17 protein-coding genes are annotated in these 21,805 nt (G+C 61.5%); 16 read left to right on the top strand and 1 reads right to left on the bottom strand.

Annotated features, from left to right (window positions below):
• Window positions 1-19: 19 nt before the first annotated feature.
• The 16 genes from hutU to ACMYUN_RS12695 all read left to right on the top strand — a co-directional run bounded on the left by hutU (window position 20) and on the right by ACMYUN_RS12695 (window position 20,828).
• On the top strand, window positions 20-1,711 hold the full coding sequence (gene hutU / locus ACMYUN_RS12770; RefSeq protein ID WP_415763884.1) for a urocanate hydratase: 1,692 nt from the start codon (window positions 20-22) through the stop codon (window positions 1,709-1,711).
• A gap of 163 nt (window positions 1,712-1,874) precedes the next feature.
• The gene (locus ACMYUN_RS12765; RefSeq protein WP_129998287.1) at window positions 1,875-3,347 is read left to right on the top strand and encodes a purine-cytosine permease family protein; all 1,473 of its coding nucleotides are present in this window, start codon (window positions 1,875-1,877) and stop codon (window positions 3,345-3,347) included.
• 71 nt (window positions 3,348-3,418) lie between these two features.
• The gene (locus tag ACMYUN_RS12760; RefSeq protein ID WP_415763883.1) at window positions 3,419-4,387 is read left to right on the top strand and encodes an ABC transporter substrate-binding protein; all 969 of its coding nucleotides are present in this window, start codon (window positions 3,419-3,421) and stop codon (window positions 4,385-4,387) included.
• Window positions 4,388-4,456: 69 nt separating this feature from the next.
• On the top strand, window positions 4,457-5,308 hold the full coding sequence (locus ACMYUN_RS12755; protein ID WP_016772087.1) for an ABC transporter permease: 852 nt from the start codon (window positions 4,457-4,459) through the stop codon (window positions 5,306-5,308).
• Window positions 5,305-6,135 (top strand): quaternary amine ABC transporter ATP-binding protein, encoded by an 831-nt coding sequence (locus ACMYUN_RS12750; RefSeq protein WP_083354014.1) that lies wholly within the window; start codon window positions 5,305-5,307, stop codon window positions 6,133-6,135. The genes ACMYUN_RS12755 and ACMYUN_RS12750 overlap by 4 nt, the downstream gene beginning before the upstream one ends.
• Window positions 6,136-6,319: 184 nt before the next feature.
• Window positions 6,320-7,843 carry a histidine ammonia-lyase gene (gene hutH, locus ACMYUN_RS12745; protein ID WP_415763882.1) on the top strand — a complete coding sequence of 508 codons (1,524 nt, stop codon included), beginning with the start codon at window positions 6,320-6,322 and terminating at the stop codon, window positions 7,841-7,843.
• Between the two features lie 116 nt (window positions 7,844-7,959).
• Complete coding sequence (hutH, locus tag ACMYUN_RS12740) at window positions 7,960-9,492, top strand: histidine ammonia-lyase (protein ID WP_415763881.1); 1,533 nt, start codon at window positions 7,960-7,962, stop codon at window positions 9,490-9,492.
• A 130-nt stretch (window positions 9,493-9,622) separates the two neighbouring features.
• The gene (hutI, locus tag ACMYUN_RS12735) at window positions 9,623-10,828 is read left to right on the top strand and encodes an imidazolonepropionase (protein WP_415763880.1); all 1,206 of its coding nucleotides are present in this window, start codon (window positions 9,623-9,625) and stop codon (window positions 10,826-10,828) included.
• Window positions 10,829-10,838: 10 nt separating this feature from the next.
• Entirely contained in the window at window positions 10,839-11,642 is an 804-nt protein-coding gene (hutG, locus tag ACMYUN_RS12730) for an N-formylglutamate deformylase (protein WP_415763879.1), read from the top strand.
• A 239-nt stretch (window positions 11,643-11,881) separates the two neighbouring features.
• Window positions 11,882-12,853, top strand: coding sequence for a prolyl aminopeptidase (gene pip, locus ACMYUN_RS12725; protein WP_024011249.1), 972 nt, complete (start codon window positions 11,882-11,884; stop codon window positions 12,851-12,853).
• Window positions 12,850-13,287 (top strand): D-aminoacyl-tRNA deacylase, encoded by a 438-nt coding sequence (dtd, locus tag ACMYUN_RS12720; protein WP_415763878.1) that lies wholly within the window; start codon window positions 12,850-12,852, stop codon window positions 13,285-13,287. Before pip ends, dtd begins: the two co-directional genes overlap by 4 nt.
• Window positions 13,288-13,592: 305 nt before the next feature.
• Complete coding sequence (locus ACMYUN_RS12715) at window positions 13,593-15,374, top strand: glucan biosynthesis protein G (protein ID WP_415763877.1); 1,782 nt, start codon at window positions 13,593-13,595, stop codon at window positions 15,372-15,374.
• On the top strand, window positions 15,367-17,937 hold the full coding sequence (gene mdoH, locus ACMYUN_RS12710; protein ID WP_415763876.1) for a glucans biosynthesis glucosyltransferase MdoH: 2,571 nt from the start codon (window positions 15,367-15,369) through the stop codon (window positions 17,935-17,937). Before ACMYUN_RS12715 ends, mdoH begins: the two co-directional genes overlap by 8 nt.
• A 268-nt stretch (window positions 17,938-18,205) precedes the next feature.
• Entirely contained in the window at window positions 18,206-19,003 is a 798-nt protein-coding gene (locus tag ACMYUN_RS12705) for a transporter substrate-binding domain-containing protein (RefSeq protein WP_129998278.1), read from the top strand.
• A 138-nt stretch (window positions 19,004-19,141) separates the two neighbouring features.
• Window positions 19,142-20,101, top strand: coding sequence for an amino acid ABC transporter permease (locus ACMYUN_RS12700; protein WP_129998277.1), 960 nt, complete (start codon window positions 19,142-19,144; stop codon window positions 20,099-20,101).
• Window positions 20,094-20,828, top strand: coding sequence for an amino acid ABC transporter ATP-binding protein (locus ACMYUN_RS12695; RefSeq protein ID WP_415763875.1), 735 nt, complete (start codon window positions 20,094-20,096; stop codon window positions 20,826-20,828). The genes ACMYUN_RS12700 and ACMYUN_RS12695 overlap by 8 nt, the downstream gene beginning before the upstream one ends.
• A gap of 89 nt (window positions 20,829-20,917) precedes the next feature.
• Here the strand turns inward: ACMYUN_RS12695 and ACMYUN_RS12690 are convergent, their stop codons facing one another.
• A complete protein-coding gene (locus tag ACMYUN_RS12690) occupies window positions 20,918-21,622 on the bottom strand; it encodes a methyl-accepting chemotaxis protein (protein ID WP_413817871.1) in 705 nt (234 codons plus the stop codon).
• Between the last annotated feature and the right edge of the window lie 183 nt (window positions 21,623-21,805).

The following is a 21,805-nucleotide window of genomic DNA, read 5'->3' as shown; positions in this document are numbered from 1 at the left end:
TCGCTGAGGAGTCTTTTTCGTGACTGACAATACCCAGAACAGCAACAAGTTTCGTGACGTGCAGATTCGCGCCGCACGCGGTAACACGCTGACCGCCAAGAGCTGGCTGACCGAAGCACCGCTGCGCATGTTGATGAACAACCTCGACCCGGAAGTCGCCGAGAACCCGAAAGAGCTGGTGGTCTACGGTGGCATCGGTCGCGCCGCGCGCAACTGGGAATGCTACGACAAGATCGTCGAGAGCCTGACCAACCTGAACGACGACGAAACCCTGCTGGTGCAATCGGGTAAACCGGTCGGCGTGTTCAAGACTCACACCAATGCGCCGCGCGTGCTGATCGCCAACTCCAACCTCGTGCCGCATTGGGCAAGCTGGGAGCATTTCAACGAACTCGACGCCAAAGGCCTGGCCATGTACGGCCAGATGACCGCTGGCAGCTGGATCTACATTGGCAGCCAGGGCATCGTTCAGGGCACCTACGAAACCTTCGTTGAAGCCGGGCGCCAGCATTACAACGCTGACCTCAAGGGCCGCTGGGTGCTCACCGCAGGCCTCGGTGGCATGGGCGGCGCGCAACCGCTGGCCGCCACTCTGGCCGGCGCCTGCTCGCTGAACATCGAGTGCCAACAGGTCAGCATCGATTTCCGCCTGAAAAGCCGTTACGTCGATGAGCAAGCCAAAGACCTCGACGACGCTCTGGCGCGCATCGACAAATACACCAAAGAAGGCAAGGCAATCTCCATCGCGCTGCTCGGCAACGCGGCAGAAATTCTCCCGGAGCTGGTCAAACGCGGCGTGCGTCCGGACATGGTCACCGATCAGACCAGCGCCCACGACCCGCTCAACGGTTACCTGCCGGCCGGCTGGAGCTGGGACGAATACCGCGCCCGCGCCAAGACCGAACCGGCCGCTGTGATCAAAGCCGCCAAGCAGTCGATGGCGGTGCACGTCAAAGCCATGCTGGAGTTCCAGAAGCAAGGCATTCCGACCTTCGACTACGGCAACAACATCCGTCAGATGGCTCAGGAAGAAGGCGTCGAAAACGCTTTCGATTTCCCGGGCTTCGTGCCGGCCTACATCCGTCCGCTCTTTTGCCGTGGTATCGGCCCGTTCCGTTGGGCGGCATTGTCGGGTGATCCGCAGGACATCTACAAAACCGATGCCAAAGTCAAAGAGCTGATCCCGGACGACGCACACCTGCACAACTGGCTGGACATGGCCCGTGAGCGCATCAGCTTCCAGGGTCTGCCGGCGCGTATCTGCTGGGTCGGTCTGGGCCAGCGCGCCAAGCTCGGTCTGGCCTTCAACGAAATGGTCCGTAGCGGTGAGCTGTCGGCCCCGGTGGTGATCGGTCGCGACCACCTCGACTCCGGCTCGGTTGCCAGTCCCAACCGCGAAACCGAGTCCATGCAGGACGGTTCCGACGCCGTCTCCGACTGGCCATTGCTCAATGCTTTGCTGAATACCGCGAGCGGCGCGACCTGGGTGTCCTTGCACCACGGCGGCGGCGTCGGCATGGGCTTCTCGCAGCATTCGGGGATGGTGATCGTCTGCGATGGTACCGATGAGGCCGCCGAGCGCATTGCTCGTGTGCTGCATAACGACCCGGCGACTGGGGTCATGCGTCACGCCGATGCCGGTTACCCGATCGCCATCGACTGCGCCAAAGAGCAAGGGCTGAACCTGCCGATGATCACCGGCGGCAAGTAATACGCTTTTGCTTCATGTGGGAGCGAGCTTGCTCGCGAAGAGGCCGGCACAGTCAACATTCGTGTCGGCAGACAGATTGCTTTCGCGAGCAAGCTCGCTCCCACAGAAAAGCAGCTCCACCGATGCTCAGTGAACCCGAATAGCAATCCACAGAGGTTGAATCATGGCGGTTAACAACGAACGTGCAGGCACTACCCCGTTGATCGAAAGGCGTTCGATCGACTACATCCCGGAAGCGGAAAGACACGGTCGTCTGTTCAGCCAGTTCACCCTGTGGATGGGCGCCAACCTGCAGATCACTGCGATCGTCACCGGGGCCCTGGCCGTGGTGCTTGGCGGTGATGTGTTCTGGTCGTTGATCGGTCTGCTGATCGGCCAACTGCTCGGCGGTGGCGTGATGGCGCTGCATGCCGCGCAAGGGCCGAAACTGGGCTTGCCGCAGATGATCTCCAGCCGTGTGCAATTCGGCGTTTATGGCGCGGCGATTCCGATCGTGCTGGTGTGCCTGATGTACCTGGGTTTCACCGCCACCGGTACAGTGCTGTCCGGGCAAGCGCTGGGGCAGTTGTTCGGTGTCAGCGACAGTGTTGGCATCCTGATTTTCGCCAGTGTCATCGTGCTGGTGACAGTGCTCGGCTATCGGGTGATCCACTGGATCGGCCGCGTCGCCAGCGTGATTGGCGTGATCGCTTTTGTGTTCCTGTTCTGGCGGCTGATGAGCCAGACCGACGTTGGTGCACTTCTGCAGATTCGTCATTTCAGCTGGAGCAGCTTTCTGCTGGCGGTGTCGTTGGCGGCGTCGTGGCAGATCGCTTTCGGCCCGTATGTGGCGGACTATTCACGCTACCTGCCGAGCGCCACTTCGTCGGTGAAAACCTTCTTCGCCGCTGGTGCAGGTTCGGTGATTGGCGCGCAGGTGGCGATGATCCTCGGCGTGTTTGCCGCCGCTTCGGCCAACGGTCAATTTGCCGGTCATGAAGTCGCCTACATCGTCGGCCTCGGCGGTACCGGCGCCACCGCCGCGCTGCTGTATTTCAGCATCGCGTTCGGCAAAGTGACCATTTCGACGCTGAACTCCTACGGCAGCTTCATGTGCATCGCCACCATCATCAGTGGCTTCAAAGGGCACCTGACGGTTTCCCGTATGCAGCGGCTGGTGTTCGTGCTGTTCATCGTCGGCGCGGCAACCTTGATCGCCTTGCTCGGGCAGCACTCGTTCCTCGGTGCGTTCAAGTCGTTCATCCTGTTTCTGCTCGCCTTCTTCACACCGTGGAGCGCGATCAATCTGGTCGACTACTACTGCATCACCCGCGAGCGCTACGACGTGCCGGCGCTGGCCGATCCGAACGGCCGCTACGGCCGGTGGAACCTGCTCGGTATCAGCGTCTACGTGTTCGGCGTGCTGGTGCAGTTGCCGTTCATCTCGACCAAGTTCTATACCGGCCCGCTGGTGGCGGCCCTCGGTGATGTGGATATTTCCTGGATCATCGGCCTGGTGCTGCCGGCCGCCGTCTATTACTTCTGCGCAAAGAAATGGCACAGCGCAGTGCCCGATCGCCTGATTCTGCCGGTCGAGCAGAACAGCACCCCACAAGCAAAAAACAGCGGGACCGGTCGCGCTGCGGCGCAGGCCTGATCTGGACGTGGACCAGGCTGGATGCCTCTTGAACTGCCGTAAGCCCATTCATGATTAGGAGCGTCACGACAATGAAATCGAACAAGACCCTGCTGACCACATTGCTGTCCATGGGCCTGTTGGCCAGTGCCGGTGCGACCCAAGCCGCCGGCTGGTGCGAATCGGGCAAACCAGTGAAATTCGCCGGCCTGAACTGGGAAAGCGGCATGCTCCTGACCGACGTGCTGCAAGTGGTGCTGGAGAAAGGTTACGGCTGCAAGACCGACAGCCTGCCGGGCAATTCCATCACCATGGAAAACGCCCTGAGCAGCAACGATATTCAAGTGTTCGCCGAAGAGTGGGTCGGCCGCAGCGAGGTCTGGAACAAGGCCGAGAAGGCCGGCAAGGTCGTCGGTGTCGGCGCGCCGGTGATGGGTGCGGTCGAGGGCTGGTACGTGCCGCGTTATGTGATCGAAGGCGACGCCAAGCGCAAGCTTGAGGCGAAAGCCCCGGACCTGAAGAACATCGCTGACCTGGGCAAATACTCCGCTGTGTTCAAGGACGCCGAAGAGCCGTCCAAGGGCCGCTTCTACAACTGCCCGGCCGGCTGGACCTGCGAGCTCGACAACAGCGAAATGCTCAAGCGCTACGGCCTCGAAAACAGCTACACCAACTTCCGCCCGGGCACCGGCCCTGCGCTGGATGCGGCGGTGTTGTCGAGTTACAAGCGTGGCGAACCGATCCTCTTCTACTACTGGTCGCCGACCCCGCTGATGGGGCAGATCGATGCGGTCAGGCTTGAAGACCAGGCGCAGGGCAACAAGACCATCAGCATCAAGGTCGGCCTGTCAAAAACCTTCCACGACGAAGCCCCGGAACTGGTCGCCGTGCTGGAAAAGGTCAACCTGCCGATCGACCTGCTCAATCAGAACCTCGGGCGCATGGCCAAGGAGCGGATCGAGTCGGCAAAACTGGCGAAAATCTTCCTCAAGGAACATCCTGAAGTCTGGCACGCATGGGTGAGCGACGACGCAGCCAAGAAAATCGACGCGGCCTTGTAGGTCAGGTTTGCCCGGCTGCCAGCACGGCAGCCGGACGCTTGATCGCAACCCCTTGATTGAGAGTCCCTTATGTTTCCCGAAAGCTTTACCTTTTCCATCGCCGACTGGGTCAACGGTTGGGTCGATTCGCTGGTGACCAACTACGGCGACGTGTTCCGGCATATCTCCGACACGCTGCTCTGGGCCATCGTCAGTCTCGAAGGTTTGCTGCGTGCGGCGCCGTGGTGGCTGATGCTGGCGATTGTCGGTGTCATCGCCTGGCACGCCACGCGCAAAGTCGTCACCACTGCGGTGATTGTCGGTCTGCTGTTCCTCGTCGGCGCCGTTGGCCTGTGGGACAAGCTCATGCAAACGCTGGCGCTGATGATGGTCGCGACGATCATTTCGGTGCTGATCGGCATTCCGCTGGGGATCCTCTCGGCGCGCAGCAACCGCCTGCGTTCGGTGCTGATGCCGCTGCTCGATATCATGCAGACGATGCCGAGTTTCGTTTATCTGATTCCGGTGCTGATGCTCTTTGGCCTGGGCAAGGTGCCGGCGATTTTCGCCACGGTGATCTACGCCGCGCCACCGCTGATTCGCCTGACCGATCTGGGCATTCGCCAGGTTGACGGTGAAGTGATGGAAGCGATCAATGCCTTCGGCGCCAACCGCTGGCAGCAACTGTTCGGCGTGCAACTGCCGCTGGCGCTGCCGAGCATCATGGCCGGGATCAACCAGACCACGATGATGGCCCTGTCGATGGTGGTGATCGCTTCGATGATCGGCGCCCGTGGCCTCGGTGAAGACGTACTGGTGGGGATTCAGACCCTCAACGTCGGCCGTGGTCTCGAAGCCGGGCTGGCGATCGTGATTCTCGCAGTGGTCATCGACCGCATCACTCAAGCGTACGGTCGGCCACGCCATGAGGTGAGCAAATGAGCAATGCAAGCGTGAGCAAGATCGAAGTGCGCAACGTCTTCAAGATTTTCGGCAACCGCGCCAAGGATGCGCTGGCCATGGTCGGCCAGGGCAAGAGCAAGGATCAGGTGCTCAACGAAACCGGTTGCGTGGTCGGCGTGAATGACTTGTCGCTGAGCATCGGCACCGGCGAAATCTTCGTGATCATGGGCCTGTCCGGTTCCGGCAAATCCACCCTGGTGCGCCACTTCAATCGCCTGATCGACCCCACCAGCGGGGCGATTCTGGTCGATGGCGAGGACATCCTGCAGTACGACATGGACGCCCTGCGCGAATTTCGCCGGCACAAGATCAGCATGGTGTTCCAGAGCTTCGGCCTGCTGCCGCACAAGAGCGTGCTCGATAACGTCGCCTACGGTCTGAAAGTGCGCGGCGAGAGCAAGCAGGTCTGCGCCGAACGCGCACTGCACTGGATCAACACCGTCGGTCTCAAAGGCTATGAAAACAAATACCCGCACCAGCTCTCCGGCGGCATGCGTCAGCGCGTCGGCCTCGCCCGCGCCTTGGCGGCGGACACCGACATCATCCTGATGGACGAAGCGTTCAGTGCGTTGGACCCGCTGATCCGCGCCGAGATGCAGGACCAGTTGCTCGAACTGCAGAAGACCCTGCACAAGACCATCGTCTTCATCACCCACGACCTCGACGAAGCCGTGCGCATCGGCAATCGCATCGCGATTCTCAAGGATGGCCGGTTGATCCAGGTGGGCACGCCGAGAGAGATCCTGCATTCACCGGCCGATGAGTATGTCGACCGGTTCGTGCAGCGGCGGGCGGCGGTGGTCTGACACTGAGTGGCCTATGTGGCGAGGGGATTTATCCCCGTTGGGTGGCGAAGCCGCCCCAAACCATGCCCGCAAATCCGTCAGACAGACCGCGGTGGCAGGCTTTACGACTGCTTCGCAGCCGAACGGGGATAAATCCCCTCACCACAGGGTTACCGGCATCAACAGAATTGGTATGAGGTTAGAGATGTCCCAGGCTGAAAAGATCATCATCACCGGCGCCCCTCTGCGTTGGCAGGACGTCGTCGCTGTCGCCCGGCATGGCGCGCCACTTGAGCTGTCCAGCGAGACCTGGGCGCGCATCGACAACGCGCAGGCCATCGTTCATCGCATTGTCGCCAGCGGCGAGCGCGCCTATGGCGTCAACACCGGTCTGGGCGGTCTGTCGAACGTTTCGCTGCAGGACGAACAGCTCAGCCAACTCTCGCGCAACACCTTGCTCAGCCATGCCTGCGGTGTCGGCCCGGTGCTCAGCGATGAGCAGACCCGCGCCATCATCTGCGCCGCGATCCACAACTACAGCCACGGCAAATCCGGGCTGCATCGGCGCGTGGTCGAAGGGCTGCTGGCGCTGCTCAATCGCGGCATTACCCCGCAGGTGCCGTCGCAAGGTTCGGTGGGTTACCTGACGCACATGGCGCACGTCGGCATCGCGCTGCTCGGCGTTGGCAATGTCAGCTATCGCGGGCGGATCATTTCGGCGCAACAGGCGCTGGCCGAGGAGGGCCTGCAACCTGTGCAGCTCGGCGCGAAGGATGGCTTGTGTCTGGTCAACGGCACGCCGTGCATGACCGGCCTCAGTTGCCTGGCGATTGCCGATGCGACGCGGCTGCTGCAATGGGCCGATGTCATTGGTGCGATGAGTTTCGAAGCCCAGCGCGGCCAGATCGATGCGTTCGATGCAGAGATCATTGCGCTCAAGCCGCATCCGGGCATGCAGCAGGTCGGCAACAACCTGCGCGCCTTGCTCGATGGCAGCGAAGTGATCGCTGCGAGCAAAGGCATTCGCACTCAGGATGCGCTGAGCATTCGTTCGATCCCGCAGGTCCACGGCGCCGCCCGTGATCAACTGGAGCATGCGATCAAACAGGTGGAAGCCGAACTCAACGGCTGCACCGACAACCCGTTACTGCTGGGCACTCCGGACAATTTCCGGGTGATGTCGCAGGCCAACCCGCACGGTCAATCCGTGGCGATGGCGGCCGATCTGCTGGCGATTGCCATGGCCGAAATCGGCTCGATCGCCGAGCGCCGTCTCGATCGTCTGGTGAATCCGCACGTCAGCGGCTTGCCGGCGTTTCTGGTGGCCAATCCCGGGGTCAACTCGGGGATGATGATCGTGCAATACGTCGCCGCCTCGCTGTGTGCGGAAAACCGCCAATTGGCGCAACCGGCGGTGCTCGATAACTACATCACCTCGGGCCTGCAGGAAGACCACCTGAGCATGGGCACCAACGCCGCGCTGAAGCTGCACCGCGCGCTGGAAAACTGCACGCAGATTCTCGCGATTGAATATCTGCTGGCGGCGCAGGCGTTTGAATTCCTCAAGGAACAGCGCTTTGGCGTGGGCACTGACCGCGCGTGGAAACTGCTGCGCGAAACGGTCCCCGCCTACGACGAGGATCGCTGGCTGGCGCCGGATATCGCTGCCGCTGCGACCGTATTGAAACACCCGAATCTGCCGCACAACGTCCTACCGGACTTGCACTGACAACTACCCATACCAGCGTGCCAAGGCGTGGATCGTTCACAAGACGTGAAGCGACGGATAACGGAATGCTCCGGAGCGACTGGTAGTTAATAACAATGCCTAACAGGAGCATTTTAATGACTGCGCTGAACCTGATCCCCGGCCAATTGAGCCTGGCCCAACTGCGTGACGTCTACCAGAACCCGGTCACACTGACCCTCGACAACAGCGCCAGCGCGCAGATCGAGGCCAGCGTCGCCTGCGTCGAGCAGATCCTCGCCGAGAACCGCACCGCCTACGGCATCAACACCGGTTTCGGCCTGCTCGCCTCGACGCGCATCGCCAGTGAAGACCTGGAAAACCTGCAGCGTTCGCTGGTGCTCTCGCACGCTGCCGGCGTCGGCCAGCCGATCAGCGATGACCTTGTGCGATTGATCATGGTGCTCAAGGTCAATAGCCTCAGCCGGGGTTTTTCCGGGATTCGTCGGCAGGTGATCGATGCGCTGATCGCGCTGATCAATGCCGAGGTCTATCCGCACATTCCGCTGAAAGGTTCGGTCGGCGCATCCGGCGATCTGGCGCCGTTGGCGCACATGTCGCTGGTGCTGCTCGGCGAGGGCAAGGCCCGTTACAAGGGTGAATGGCTTGAAGCCACCGAAGCACTGAAAGTCGCCTGCCTGACGCCGCTGACTTTAGCGGCCAAAGAAGGTCTGGCGCTGCTCAACGGTACCCAGGTTTCCACAGCGTTTGCGCTGCGCGGTTTGTTCGAAGGCGAGGATCTGTTTGCCGGTGCACTGGCGCTGGGCAGTCTTACTGTTGAAGCCGTGCTCGGTTCGCGCTCGCCGTTCGACGCGCGCATTCACGCCGCACGTGGGCAGAAAGGGCAGATCGATGCCGCTGCGGCTTATCGCGATCTGCTCGGTGAGCGCAGCGAAGTCTCCGCCTCGCACGAGAATTGCGACAAGGTCCAGGACCCGTACTCGCTGCGTTGCCAGCCGCAAGTCATGGGCGCTTGCCTGACCCAGTTCCGCCAGGCCGCTGAAGTGCTGGCGGTGGAAGCCAACGCGGTTTCCGATAACCCCTTGGTCTTCGCCGCTGAAGGCGACGTGATTTCCGGCGGCAACTTCCACGCCGAACCGGTGGCCATGGCCGCTGACAACATGGCATTGGCCATCGCTGAAATCGGCTCACTGAGCGAGCGGCGCATCTCGCTGATGATGGACAAGCACATGTCGCAACTGCCGCCGTTCCTGGTGGCCAATGGCGGGGTGAACTCCGGTTTCATGATCGCTCAGGTCACCGCTGCGGCGTTGGCCAGTGAAAACAAGGCGTTGTCCCATCCACATTCGGTGGACAGCCTGCCGACCTCGGCCAACCAGGAAGATCACGTGTCGATGGCCCCGGCCGCCGGCAAGCGTCTGTGGGAAATGGCCGAGAACACTCGCGGCATTCTCGCCGTGGAATGGCTGGCGGCGGTGCAGGGCCTGGATCTGCGTAACGGTCTGAAGACCTCGCCGAAGCTCGAACAGGCGCGGGCGATTTTGCGCAGGGAAGTGCCGTTTTATGAGAAGGATCGGTTCTTTGCCCCGGACATCAATGCGGCGACTGAATTGCTGGCGTCGCGGTGCTTGACCGAGCTGGTTTCGGCGAAGCTTTTGCCGAGCCTCTAATCCACCCACTGATCGTTCCCACGCTCTGCGTGGGAATGCCTCAAGGGACGTTCCGCGTCCAGTGACGCGGAGCGTCACGGGCTGCATTCCCACGCAGAGCGTGGGAACGATCACTATAAGAGGAACCGGGATGAAAACCCTCTGGCAACACTGCCACGTCGCAACCATGGCCAGCGGCGCCTATTCGATCATCGAGGATGCCGCGATCGTGACATTCGGCACGCTGATCGAGTGGATCGGCCCGCGCACTCAATTGCCGTCCGGCGAATACCCGGCGGTCAATGACCTGCAGGGTGCTTGGGTCACTCCCGGCCTGATCGACTGCCACACCCACACCGTGTTCGGCGGCAACCGCAGCGGTGAGTTCGAAAAACGTCTGCAAGGCGTCAGCTATGCCGAGATCGCCGCGCAGGGCGGCGGCATCGCCAGCACCGTGCGCGCCACCCGTGAAGCCACGGAGGACGAGTTGTTCGCCAGCGCCGCCAAACGTCTGAAAAGCCTGATGCGCGACGGTGTGACCACGGTGGAAATGAAGTCCGGCTACGGTCTCGATATGGCCAACGAGCGCAAGCTGCTGCGGGTCATCCGGCGTCTGGCCGAAGAGCTGCCGATCAGCGTTCGCAGCACTTGCCTGGCGGCGCACGCCTTGCCGCCGGAGTACAAGGATCGCGCCGACGATTACATCGATCTGATCTGCGAGCAGATGCTCCCGGCCCTTGCCGCTGAAGGTCTGGTCGATGCCGTGGACGCGTTCTGCGAATACCTAGCGTTCTCGCCGGAGCAGGTCGAGCGAGTCTTCGTCGCCGCGCAACAACTCGGACTGCCGGTAAAGCTGCATGCCGAGCAATTGTCCTCGCTGCACGGCTCCAGCCTCGCCGCACGTTACAAAGCCTTGTCCGCCGATCACCTGGAATTCATGGACGAGGCCGACGCGATCGCCATGGCCGCCGCCGACACCGTCGCCGTGCTGCTGCCCGGCGCGTTCTACTTTCTGCGCGAAACCCAGCTGCCGCCGATGGACGCGCTGCGCAGGCACAAGGTGAAGATCGCCATCGCCAGCGACCTCAACCCCGGCACCTCGCCAGCGCTGTCGTTGCGTCTGATGCTGAACATGGCTTGCACCTGTTTCCGCATGACCCCGGAAGAAGCCTTGGCCGGAGCGACCATCCATGCCGCGCAGGCGTTGGGCATGGCGCAGACCCATGGCTCGCTGGAGGTTGGCAAGGTCGCCGATTTCGTGGCGTGGGACATCGAGCGTCCGGCGGATCTGGCCTATTGGCTCGGTGGCGATCTGCACAAGCGCGTCGTGCGTCACGGCTTTGAATCGAATCTGTAGGAGAGCTGTCGTGGACAAGGTTCTGAATTTCAAACAAGGCCGCGTGCCGCTGCTGATCAGCATGCCCCACGCCGGTGTGCGTCTGACCCCAACGGTCGAGGCCGGGCTGATCCCCGCTGCGAGAAGCCTGCCGGACACCGACTGGCATATTCCGCAGCTCTACGATTTTGCCGAGGAGCTGGGCGCTAGCACCTTGGCCGCTGAGTATTCGCGTTTCGTCATCGACCTCAACCGGCCGTCCGACGACAAGCCGTTGTATGCCGGGGCGACCACGGGGTTGTATCCGGCGACGTTGTTCGACGGCATTGCGTTGTTTCTGGAGGGTCGGGAGCCTTCGCAGCAAGAACGCGCGACTTATTTGCAGCAGATCTGGACGCCATACCATCGCACCTTGCAGCAAGAGCTGGCGCGGCTGAAGGCTGAATTTGGCTACGCGCTGCTGTTCGATGCGCACTCGATCCGCTCGATCATCCCGCACCTGTTCGACGGCAAACTGCCAGACTTCAACCTCGGCACGTTCAATGGCGCCAGCTGTGATCCGCAACTGGCGAGTCAACTGGAAGCGATCTGCGCGCGGCACGAGCAGTTCACCCATGTGCTTAACGGTCGCTTTAAGGGCGGACACATCACCCGCCAGTACGGCGACCCGACGCAGAACATCCACGCCGTGCAATTGGAACTGTGCCAGTCCACCTACATGGAAGAGTTCGAACCGTTCCGCTACCGCGCCGACCTGGCCGAGCCAACGCGGGGGGTGCTCAGGGAATTGCTGCAGGGACTGCTCGCTTGGGGTGAAAAACACCACAACGCCTGATGCACCCCTGAGCTGCCGAAGGCTGCGATCTTTGATCGTTCCCACGCTCTGAGTGGGAATGCAGCCCGTGACGCTCCGCGTCACTGGACGCGGAGCGTCCCAAGAGGCGTTCCCACGCAGAGCGTGGGAACGATCAGGCCCCGGAACATGCTCATTGACGCAAATCGGGTTTATGATGCCCAACGGCAGAATAATACGAGTCCCCCCAGGGATGACCTCGACCCCTTACGGAGCGCGCAATGCAGACTTTGTTTCCGCAGATCAAACCCCACGCCCGGCACGATCTGGCTGTCGATGACACCCATACGCTGTACGTCGATGAAAGCGGCTCGCCGGAGGGATTGCCGGTGGTATTCATCCACGGTGGCCCCGGCGCCGGTTGCGATGCGCAGAGCCGGCGCTATTTCGATCCGAATCTGTATCGCATTGTCACCTTCGACCAGCGCGGCTGCGGTCGTTCCACCCCGCATGCGAGCCTGGAAAACAACACCACCTGGGATCTGGTCGAGGATCTCGAGCGCATCCGCAAGCATCTGGGCATTGAAAAATGGGTGCTGTTCGGCGGCTCATGGGGTTCGACCCTGGCGCTGGCCTACGCGCAAACCCACCCGGAGCGGGTGCACGGTCTGATTCTGCGCGGGATCTTTCTCTGCCGTCCGCAGGAAATCGAATGGTTCTATCAGGCCGGCGCCAGCCGTCTGTTCCCCGATTACTGGCAGGACTACATCGCGCCGATCCCGCTGGACGAGCGCGACGACCTGCTCAATGCTTTCCACAAACGCCTGATCGGCAACGATCAGATCGCCCAGATGCATGCGGCGAAGGCGTGGTCGACCTGGGAAGGGCGCACCGCGACCCTGCGGCCGAACCCGCTGGTGGTCGATCGTTTCTCCGAGCCGCAGCGCGCGTTGTCGATCGCGCGGATCGAATGCCACTACTTCACCAACAACGCCTTCCTTGAGCCCAACCAGTTGATCCGCGACATGGGCAAGATCGCCCACCTGCCCGGTGTGATCATTCATGGTCGCTACGATGTGATCTGCCCGCTCGACAATGCCTGGGAGTTGCATCAGGCCTGGCCGAACAGCGAATTACAGGTGATCCGCGACGCCGGCCACGCTGCGTCGGAACCGGGCATCACCGATGCGCTGGTGCGCGCCGCGAGCAAAATGGCCCAGCGCCTGCTCGACCTGCCGCTCGAAGAAGCATGAAGGCGCTGTTACAGCGCGTACGTGGTGCGCGTGTTGAGGTCGCCGGCGAGACAGTCGGCGCGATCGATCAGGGTTTGCTGGTGCTGGTGGCGGTAGAACCCGACGACACGCGTACCAGCGCCGACAAACTTCTGCATAAGCTGCTTAACTATCGGGTATTCAGTGACGCCGAGGGCAAGATGAATCTGTCCCTGGCAGATGTGGGTGGCGGGTTGCTGCTGGTCTCTCAGTTCACCCTCGCCGCCGACACTAAAAGCGGCTTGCGTCCGAGCTTTTCCACGGCCGCACCGCCGGCGCTGGGTGCTGAGTTGTTCGACTATTTATTGAGCCAGGCGAAACAGGTGCATGGCACTGTGGCATCAGGTAGATTCGGCGCCGATATGCAGGTGCACCTGGTCAACGATGGCCCGGTGACCTTTTTGTTACAGACCTGACAGTGCCTGAAACACCTTTTTCGGAAATTTCGACTGTTTTTAGGCTGTTTTCGCGATAAATACTTTGTTACCCCTGATGCGTTGTCATCCGGGCTACTAGATAATCGCGCGCTGCGGGGATCGACATTCGTTGATCCGTTTTGACTTAGGTAGAGACTTGTCTGGATCCGATTGGGGAATCATTTTGCCCCGGCGGAGTCGGAACATTGCTCGCCAACCTGGCATAAAGATAGCTGGCCGTTGGTTTATTGATCTGTTTTCGGCGAGGGTTGCTCGTGATTGTTAGTCCCTGTAATGCAGCAAAAATGTCTGCCAAACGCATGCGAAGTGCTCTGGTAGCGGGTTCGGCGCTCCTGTGCCTGCTCAGCGCCAGTCAGCTTTGGGCGTTCAATCTTGACGACGTATCGGCCAAGGCCAAAGAGCTGGCCGGGCAGAAGTTCGAAGCCCCGCGCAGCAACCTGCCGAACGAATTCCGCGAAATGAAGTTCGCGGACTACCAGAAGATCCGCTTCCTCACCGAAAAGGCTGAGTGGGCCGATCAGAAGACGCCGTTCAAGCTCTCCTTCTATCACCAGGGTATGCATTTCGATACGCCGGTGAAAATCAACGAAATCACCGCGAACACCGTCTCGGAGATCAAATACGATCCGAGCCGCTTCGATTTCGGCGATCTGAAATTCGATCCGAAAGCCACCGAACAACTGGGTTACGCCGGTTTCCGTGTGCTGTATCCGATCAATAAGGCCGACAAGCAAGACGAAATCATGACCATGCTCGGCGCGAGCTACTTCCGCGTCGTCGGCAAGGGCCACACCTATGGTCTGTCGGCCCGTGGTCTGGCGATCGACACCGCGCTGCCGTCGGGCGAAGAATTCCCGCGTTTCCGCGAGTTCTGGATTCAACAGCCCAAGCCCGGCGACAAGCACCTGGTGATCTTCGCTCTGCTCGATTCGCCGCGTGCCACCGGTGCCTACCGTTTGATCCTGCGTCCGGGCAGCGACACTATCGTCGACGTCAAGGCGCAGATGTTCCTGCGTGACAAAGTCGGCAAACTGGGCATCGCGCCGCTGACCAGCATGTTCCTGTTCGGCGCCAACCAGCCGTCGAAAGTGCTCAACTACCGTCGTGAACTGCACGACTCCAGCGGTCTGTCGATCCATGCCGGCAACGGCGAGTGGATCTGGCGCCCACTGAACAACCCGAAACATCTGGCCGTAAGCAACTTCAGCGTCGAGAACCCGCGTGGTTTCGGTCTGCTGCAGCGTGGCCGTGACTTCAGCCACTACGAAGACCTCGACGACCGCTACGACAAGCGCCCAAGCGCCTGGATCGAGCCGAAGGGCGAGTGGGGCAAGGGCACTGTCGATCTGGTAGAGATTCCGACCGCTGACGAAACCAACGACAACATCGTTGCGTTCTGGAGCCCGGAAAAAATGCCGGAACCAGGCCAGCCGCTGGACTTCGCCTACCGTATGCACTGGACCATGGACGAAGCAGCAATTCACGCGCCGGACAGCGCCTGGGTGGCGCAGACCCTGCGTTCGACCGGTGACGTCAAGCAATCCAACCTGATCCGTCAGCCCGATGGCAGCGTTGCCTATCTGGTCGACTTCGAAGGCCCGTCGCTGGCGGCCCTGACGCCGGATGCCGACGTGCGCAGTCAGGTCAGCGTCGGCGACAACGCCGAACTGGTCGAGAACAGCGTGCGCTACAACCCGGAAACCAAGGGCTGGCGCTTGACCCTGCGGATGAAGATCAAGGATCCGAGCAAGGCAACCGAAATGCGCGCCGCCCTGGTTCAGCCAGTGGTTACCGCAGATCTGGCCAAATCGGTGCCGGCCTCCAACTCGTCGGTCGCCAAGGCTGACAAGGTTGCCGCCAAGCAACAGGAAAAACTCGACAAGGAAGCCAAGGCCGCCGAAGCCAAACAGGCTGAAGCCAAGCCTGCAGCCGACGCCAAGGACAAGGCCAATAAAGACGCCAAGCAGCCAGTCGCTGCCGACGCGGCCCCAGCCACACCGGAATCGGCGCCGACTGAAGAAGTCCTGACCGAGACCTGGAGCTATCAGTTGCCTGCCGATGAGTAATTCACCAGTACAGCCAGAGACTCTGTCCGAGTATCTGGCGCATCTGCCGATGACCGACGAGCAACGCGCGGAACTCGCGGGTTGCCAGTCGTTCAGCGAGCTGCATGAACGCCTGTCATCCTCCACATTCGACGCCCCTGCCGAAGCCGCCCAGGCTTCGGTGGGCAAGCGTCTGACCCTGAGCACTGCCGAAGAACTGGCTGAAGCGGAAATGCTGGTGCTCGACGCCAGTGGTCGGGTCAGCCTCAAGGCGACGCCGCCGATCCGCCGTACCAAGGTTGTGCCGGAGCCGTGGCGCACCAATATCCTGGTGCGTGGCTGGCGCCGTCTGACCGGGCGCACCAACCCGCCGCAGCCGCCGAAGGACGCCAATGTCCTGCCGGCCGCGCGCTGGCGCACCGTCGGTTCGATCCGCCGCTATATCCTGTTGTTGCTGATGCTTGGCCAGACCATCGTTGCCGGCTGGTACATGAAAGGCATCATGCCGTATCAGGGCTGGTCGTTCGTCGATCTGGATGAAGTCCTGCATCAGCCGCTGCTGCAAACCGCCACGCAAGTGCTGCCGTACGCGCTGCAAACCAGCATCCTGATTCTGTTCGGGATTCTGTTCTGCTGGGTGTCGGCCGGTTTCTGGACTGCGCTGATGGGCTTCCTCGAGTTGCTTACCGGGCACGACAAATACCGTATCTCCGGGAAAAGCGCCGGTAACGAGCCGATTCCGAAAGATGCGCGCACTGCGCTGGTCATGCCGATCTGCAACGAAGACGTGCCGCGTGTATTCGCCGGTCTGCGTGCGACGTTTGAATCGGTCGCCGCTACCGGTGATCTGGATCGCTTCGACTTTTTCGTCCTCAGCGACAGTAACGACACCGATATCTGCGTCGCCGAGCAACAGGCTTGGTTGGATGTCTGCCGCGAAGCCAAGGGCTTCGGCAAGATCTTCTATCGCCGTCGTCGCCGTCGTGTGAAACGCAAGAGCGGCAACCTCGACGACTTCTGCCGTCGTTGGGGCGGTGACTACAAATACATGGTCGTGCTCGACGCCGACTCGGTGATGAGCGGCGAATGCCTGACCAGTCTGGTGCGCCTGATGGAAGCCACGCCGGACGCCGGGATCATCCAGACCGCGCCGCGTGCGTCGGGCATGGACACCCTGTATGCGCGCATGCAGCAGTTCGCTACCCGCGTGTACGGCCCGCTGTTCACTGCCGGCCTGCACTTCTGGCAGCTGGGTGAATCCCACTACTGGGGGCACAACGCGATCATCCGCATGAAGCCGTTCATCGACCACTGCGCCCTGGCGCCGTTGCCGGGCAAGGGCGCGTTCTCCGGTGCGATCCTGTCCCACGACTTCGTCGAAGCTGCGCTGATGCGCCGTGCCGGTTGGGGCGTATGGATTGCCTACGACTTGCCGGGCAGTTACGAAGAGTTGCCGCCTAACCTGCTCGACGAGCTCAAGCGTGACCGTCGCTGGTGCCACGGCAACCTGATGAACTTCCGCCTGTTCCTGGTCAAGGGCATGCACCCGGTGCACCGCGCGGTGTTCCTCACCGGCGTGATGTCGTACCTGTCGGCGCCGTTATGGTTCTTCTTCCTCGTGTTGTCGACGGCGCTGCTGGCGGTGAACACGCTGATGGAGCCGCAGTACTTCCTCGAACCGCGTCAGCTCTATCCGCTGTGGCCGCAATGGCACCCGGACAAGGCCATCGCGCTGTTCTCGACGACCATCGTGCTGCTGTTCCTGCCGAAGCTGTTGAGCATCATCCTGATCTGGGCCAAGGGCGCGAAAGAGTTCGGCGGCAAGTTCAAGGTGACCCTGTCGATGCTCTTGGAGATGCTGTTCTCCATGCTGCTGGCGCCGGTGCGGATGATTTTCCACACCCGTTTCGTCCTCGCCGCGTTCCTCGGCTGGGCCGCGACCTGGAATTCGCCGCAACGTGACGACGACTCGACGCCGTGGAGCGAAGCGGTCAAGCGCCACGGTCCGCAGACGTTGCTGGGCTTTCTCTGGGCATTGTTGGTGATCTGGCTGAACCCGAGCTTCCTCTGGTGGCTGGTGCCGATCGTCGGTTCGCTGATGCTGTCGATCCCGGTGTCGGTGATCTCCAGCCGTGTGGGTCTGGGCCTGAAATCCCGCGACGAGAGCCTGTTCCTCATCCCCGAGGAATACAATCCGCCGCAGGCGTTGCTGGCAACCGACCAGTACACCCACGAAAACCGTTATCACGCCCTCAACGACGGCTTCGTCCGCGCCGTGGTCGATCCACAGCAGAACGCCCTGGCGTGCTCGCTGGCGACCTCGCGTCACGGCCAGGCCGAACCGATCGAGTGGCTGCGTCAGGAGCGGGTGCGTCACGCGATCAAGGTCGGCCCGGCCGGGCTGAACAACCATGATCGCTTGCAACTGCTCAGTGACCCTGTCGCACTGGCGCGTCTGCATGAGCAGGTCTGGGCCGAAGGTCATGCCGAGTGGCTGGACGCCTGGCGATCGTCGGTGAAAGCCGATCCGCATGCGCCGTTGCTGCCGCTGCGACCGGTGAGTTTGCAGGCTCAGCCGGCCTGATGAAATTGCCCCGCGAATGCGGGGCTTTTTTTTAAAGATCGCAGCCTTCGGCAGCTCCTGCAGGGTGTACATCGATCCTGTGTAGGAGCTGCCGAAGTCTGCGATTTTTTGCTTGTACGGCCTGACCCGTCACAATAATTGCCGGCAAAAAGCCTTGTGCTAATGGACGAGTGCGTTAGCATCCGTCCCCGAATTGGCGCGCCCGGGCTTTTTTTGCCCGTCTCTGTCGTTTTCGCGCCGCACACGCAATGGTTTTGGGGACTTGAAGATGAAGAAGTATCTGTCGATGCTGCTGGTCGGCGTCGCGGCACTGGTTGCAGTCAATGCGGCGCAGGCCGGCGCTATCGATGACGCGGTCAAGCGCGGCTCGCTGAAAGTCGGCATGGACCCGACCTACATGCCGTTTGAGATGACCAACAAACGCGGCGAAATCATCGGTTTCGAAGTCGATATCCTCAAAGCCATGACCAAGGCCATGGGCGTCAAGCTCGAGCTGGTCTCGACCGGTTACGACGGCATCATTCCGGCGCTGATGACCGACAAGTTCGACATGATCGGCAGCGGCATGACCCTGACCCAGGAGCGCAATCTGCGCCTGAACTTCAGCGATCCGTTCATCGTCGTCGGCCAGACCCTGCTGATTCGCAAGGAGCTGGAAGGCACCATCAAGTCCTACAAAGACCTGAACACGGCTGACTACCGCATCACCTCCAAGCTCGGCACCACCGGCGAAATGGTTGCCAGGAAGCTGATCTCCAAAGCCAAGTACCACGGCTACGACAACGAACAGGAAGCCGTGCTCGACGTGGTCAATGGCAAGGCTGACGCCTTTATCTACGACGCGCCGTACAACGTTGTCGCGCTGAACAAAGTCGGCGCCGGCAAACTGGTGTTCCTCGACAAGCCGTTCACCTACGAGCCACTGGCCTTCGGTCTGAAGAAGGGCGATTTCGACAGCCTCAACTTCATCAACAACTTCCTGCACCAGATCCACGAAGACGGCACCTACGATCGCATCCATGACAAGTGGTTCAAGAGCACCGAGTGGCTCAAGGACATGGAATAACGCGCATCCGCTGATCGTTCCCACGCTCTGCGTGGGAACGCATCCTGTGACGCTCCGCGTCACGAACAGGCAGGGACGCAGAGCGTCCCGAGCGGCATTCCCACGCAGAGCGTGGGAACGATCATCCGAGAACCTGCAATGAAACAGAAAAAAGCCCAATGGCCCTGGCACGTCCTCACCGTGCTGGTGCTGGTCGGCCTGGCCGGCGCGTTGTATTACGCGACGTCGCTGATGTCCTACGAGTGGCGCTGGAACCGCGTGCCGCAGTACTTCGCCTATCAGGCCGAAGAGGCCCAGCGCGCCGCGGACATTTCCACGGTCACCGAGCTGGTGCGCAAGGGCGGCAGTGCCCAGGTCACGCTGCGTAACGATGCCGGTGACGAACAGCACCTGACGGTCGACGAAAACAGCCTGCAATTCGCTCAGGGCGACGATGTCGCTGAAGGCGACGTCGTGGGCGTGACCCGGCATTGGGCGGCAGGACCGCTGTTGTGGGGTTTGTGGACCACGCTTTGGCTGTCGCTCGTGTCCGGTGTTCTCGGTTTGCTGATCGGTCTGGTCACGGGCCTCTGCCGCCTGTCGAACAACCCGACCCTGCGGGACCTCTCGACGATCTACGTCGAACTGGTACGCGGCACGCCGCTGCTGGTGCAGATTTTCATTTTCTATTTCTTCATCGGCACGGTGATGAACCTGTCCCGCGAGTTCGCCGGGATCGCCGCGCTGTCGCTGTTCACTGGCGCCTACGTGGCCGAAATCATCCGTTCCGGCGTGCAATCGATTGCCCGTGGCCAGAACGAAGCTGCGCGCTCGCTGGGCCTGAGTGCCGGCCAGTCGATGCGCCATGTGGTCCTGCCACAGGCATTCAAACGCGTGCTGCCGCCGCTGGCCGGGCAATTCATCAGTCTGGTCAAGGACACGTCGCTGGTGTCGGTGATCGCCATCACCGAGCTGCTGAAAAGCGGCCGGGAAGTCATCACCACCTCGTTTTCGCCGTTCGAAATCCTGTTCTGCGTCGCCGGTCTGTACCTGTTGATCAACCTGCCGCTGTCGAAAATCGCCAGCCGGCTTGAGCGGAGGCTCGCGCAAAGTGATTGAAGTCCGCGATCTGGTAAAAGTCTTCGACACCCGTGGCCAGGTTGTGCGCGCTGTGGACAACGTCAGCACCCACGTCGCCAAGGGCGAAGTGCTGGTGGTAATCGGCCCGTCCGGTTCCGGCAAGTCGACTTTCTTGCGTTGCCTCAACGGTCTGGAAGAATTCGACTCCGGCTCGGTGAGCATCGACGGCCTGCAACTGGCTGACGCCAAAACCGACGTCAACGCTTATCGCCGCGAAGTCGGCATGGTCTTCCAGCATTTCAACCTGTTCCCGCACATGACCGTGCTGGAGAACCTCTGTCTGGCGCAGAAAGTCGTGCGCAAGCGCGGCAAGAAAGAGCGCGAGGCCAAGGCCATGGCGTTGTTGGAGAAGGTCGGCATTGCGCAGAAGGCCCACGAGTTTCCGTCACGCCTGTCCGGCGGTCAGCAACAGCGCGTGGCGATTGCCCGGGCGCTGGCGATGGAGCCGAAAGTCATGCTGTTCGATGAACCGACCTCGGCCCTCGACCCGGAAATGGTCGGCGAAGTGCTCGACGTGATGAAAAATCTCGCCGTGGAAGGCATGACCATGGTTTGCGTCACGCACGAGATGGGCTTCGCCCGGGAAGTGGCGGATCGGGTGTTGTTCTTCGATCACGGCAAATTGCTCGAAGATGCGGCGCCGGCGGCGTTCTTTGATGCGCCAAAGGATCCGCGCGCTCAGGCCTTCCTGCGCCAGGTCCTTTAACCGCAAAAAAAGATCGCAGCCTCCGGCAGCTACAGGGATATGTGTACACCTGTAGCTGCCGGAGGCTGCGATCTTTTGTTTTTGGGCTGTTAAACCTTGAAGCGGCCCACCAGCATCTGCAAATGCGTTCCCAACCGCGCCAGCTCAACACTGGACGCTGCGGTCTCTTCACTCGCCGCCGAGGTCTGATCCGACACATCGCGCACGTTGAGCACGCTGCGGTTGATCTCTTCGGCCACGGCGCTCTGCTGCTCGGCAGCGGCGGCGATCTGCTGGTTCATCGCCTGGATCGCCGACACAGTGCGGGTGATGCTTTCGAGCGAGCCGCCGGCACGCCGGGTCAGTTCGACGCTGCTGTCGGTGAGGCTGCGGCTGTTGTCCATGATCGTCGCCACTTGCTGAGTGCCGTTTTGCAGGCCGACGATCAACTCTTCGATTTCTTCCGTGGACTTCTGCGTGCGCTGGGCGAGGCTGCGCACTTCGTCGGCAACCACGGCGAACCCACGTCCGGCTTCACCGGCACGGGCCGCTTCGATGGCGGCGTTGAGGGCCAGCAGGTTGGTTTGCTGGGCGACCGACTTGATCACGTCGAGGACGCTGCCGATCTTGTCGCTTTCACGCTTGAGCTCGCCCATGGCTTCGGTGGAATGCCCCACCTCGAGCGCCAGACGTTCGATCTGGGCGATGGCTTCGCCGACAACCTTGTCGCCTTCGCGGGCCTGTTGGTCAGCGGCGACGGCGGCCTCGGAAGCCTCTTCAGCGTTGCGCGCGACTTCCTGAACGGTAGCGGCCATTTCGTTCATGGCGGTGGCGACCTGATCGGTCTCGACCTTCTGATTGTTGACCCCGGCGCTGGTCTGCTCGGTCACCGCCGAGAGTTCTTCGGCGGCGCTGGCGATCTGCGTGACGCCGTCGCTGATGCCGCCGATCAATTCGCGCAGGCCTTGGGTCATGCTTTGCATCGAGCGCTGCAACTG

This window comes from Pseudomonas sp. CP4, from assembly GCF_047758505.1.
Lineage (GTDB): Bacteria > Pseudomonadota > Gammaproteobacteria > Pseudomonadales > Pseudomonadaceae > Aquipseudomonas > Aquipseudomonas fluorescens_AO.
The sequence above is the reverse complement of the archived record's forward strand: the minus strand, read 5'-3'. Positions and strand labels throughout refer to the sequence as shown.

Excerpts from the sequence above, each read along its gene's own strand:
- ACMYUN_RS12765 (WP_129998287.1), top strand. The coding sequence starts at position 1,875 with ATGGCGGTTAACAACGAACGTGCAGGCACTACCCCGTTGATCGAAAGG.
- ACMYUN_RS12760 (WP_415763883.1), top strand. The coding sequence starts at position 3,419 with ATGAAATCGAACAAGACCCTGCTGACCACATTGCTGTCCATGGGCCTG.
- ACMYUN_RS12755 (WP_016772087.1), top strand. The coding sequence starts at position 4,457 with ATGTTTCCCGAAAGCTTTACCTTTTCCATCGCCGACTGGGTCAACGGT.
- ACMYUN_RS12750 (WP_083354014.1), top strand. The coding sequence starts at position 5,305 with ATGAGCAATGCAAGCGTGAGCAAGATCGAAGTGCGCAACGTCTTCAAG.
- hutH (WP_415763882.1), top strand. The coding sequence starts at position 6,320 with ATGTCCCAGGCTGAAAAGATCATCATCACCGGCGCCCCTCTGCGTTGG.
- hutH (WP_415763881.1), top strand. The coding sequence starts at position 7,960 with ATGACTGCGCTGAACCTGATCCCCGGCCAATTGAGCCTGGCCCAACTG.
- hutI (WP_415763880.1), top strand. The coding sequence starts at position 9,623 with ATGAAAACCCTCTGGCAACACTGCCACGTCGCAACCATGGCCAGCGGC.
- pip (WP_024011249.1), top strand. The coding sequence starts at position 11,882 with ATGCAGACTTTGTTTCCGCAGATCAAACCCCACGCCCGGCACGATCTG.
- dtd (WP_415763878.1), top strand. The coding sequence starts at position 12,850 with ATGAAGGCGCTGTTACAGCGCGTACGTGGTGCGCGTGTTGAGGTCGCC.
- ACMYUN_RS12715 (WP_415763877.1), top strand. The coding sequence starts at position 13,593 with ATGTCTGCCAAACGCATGCGAAGTGCTCTGGTAGCGGGTTCGGCGCTC.
- mdoH (WP_415763876.1), top strand. The coding sequence starts at position 15,367 with ATGAGTAATTCACCAGTACAGCCAGAGACTCTGTCCGAGTATCTGGCG.
- ACMYUN_RS12705 (WP_129998278.1), top strand. The coding sequence starts at position 18,206 with ATGAAGAAGTATCTGTCGATGCTGCTGGTCGGCGTCGCGGCACTGGTT.
- ACMYUN_RS12700 (WP_129998277.1), top strand. The coding sequence starts at position 19,142 with ATGAAACAGAAAAAAGCCCAATGGCCCTGGCACGTCCTCACCGTGCTG.
- ACMYUN_RS12690 (WP_413817871.1), bottom strand. The coding sequence starts at position 21,622 with ATGGCCGCTACCGTTCAGGAAGTCGCGCGCAACGCTGAAGAGGCTTCC.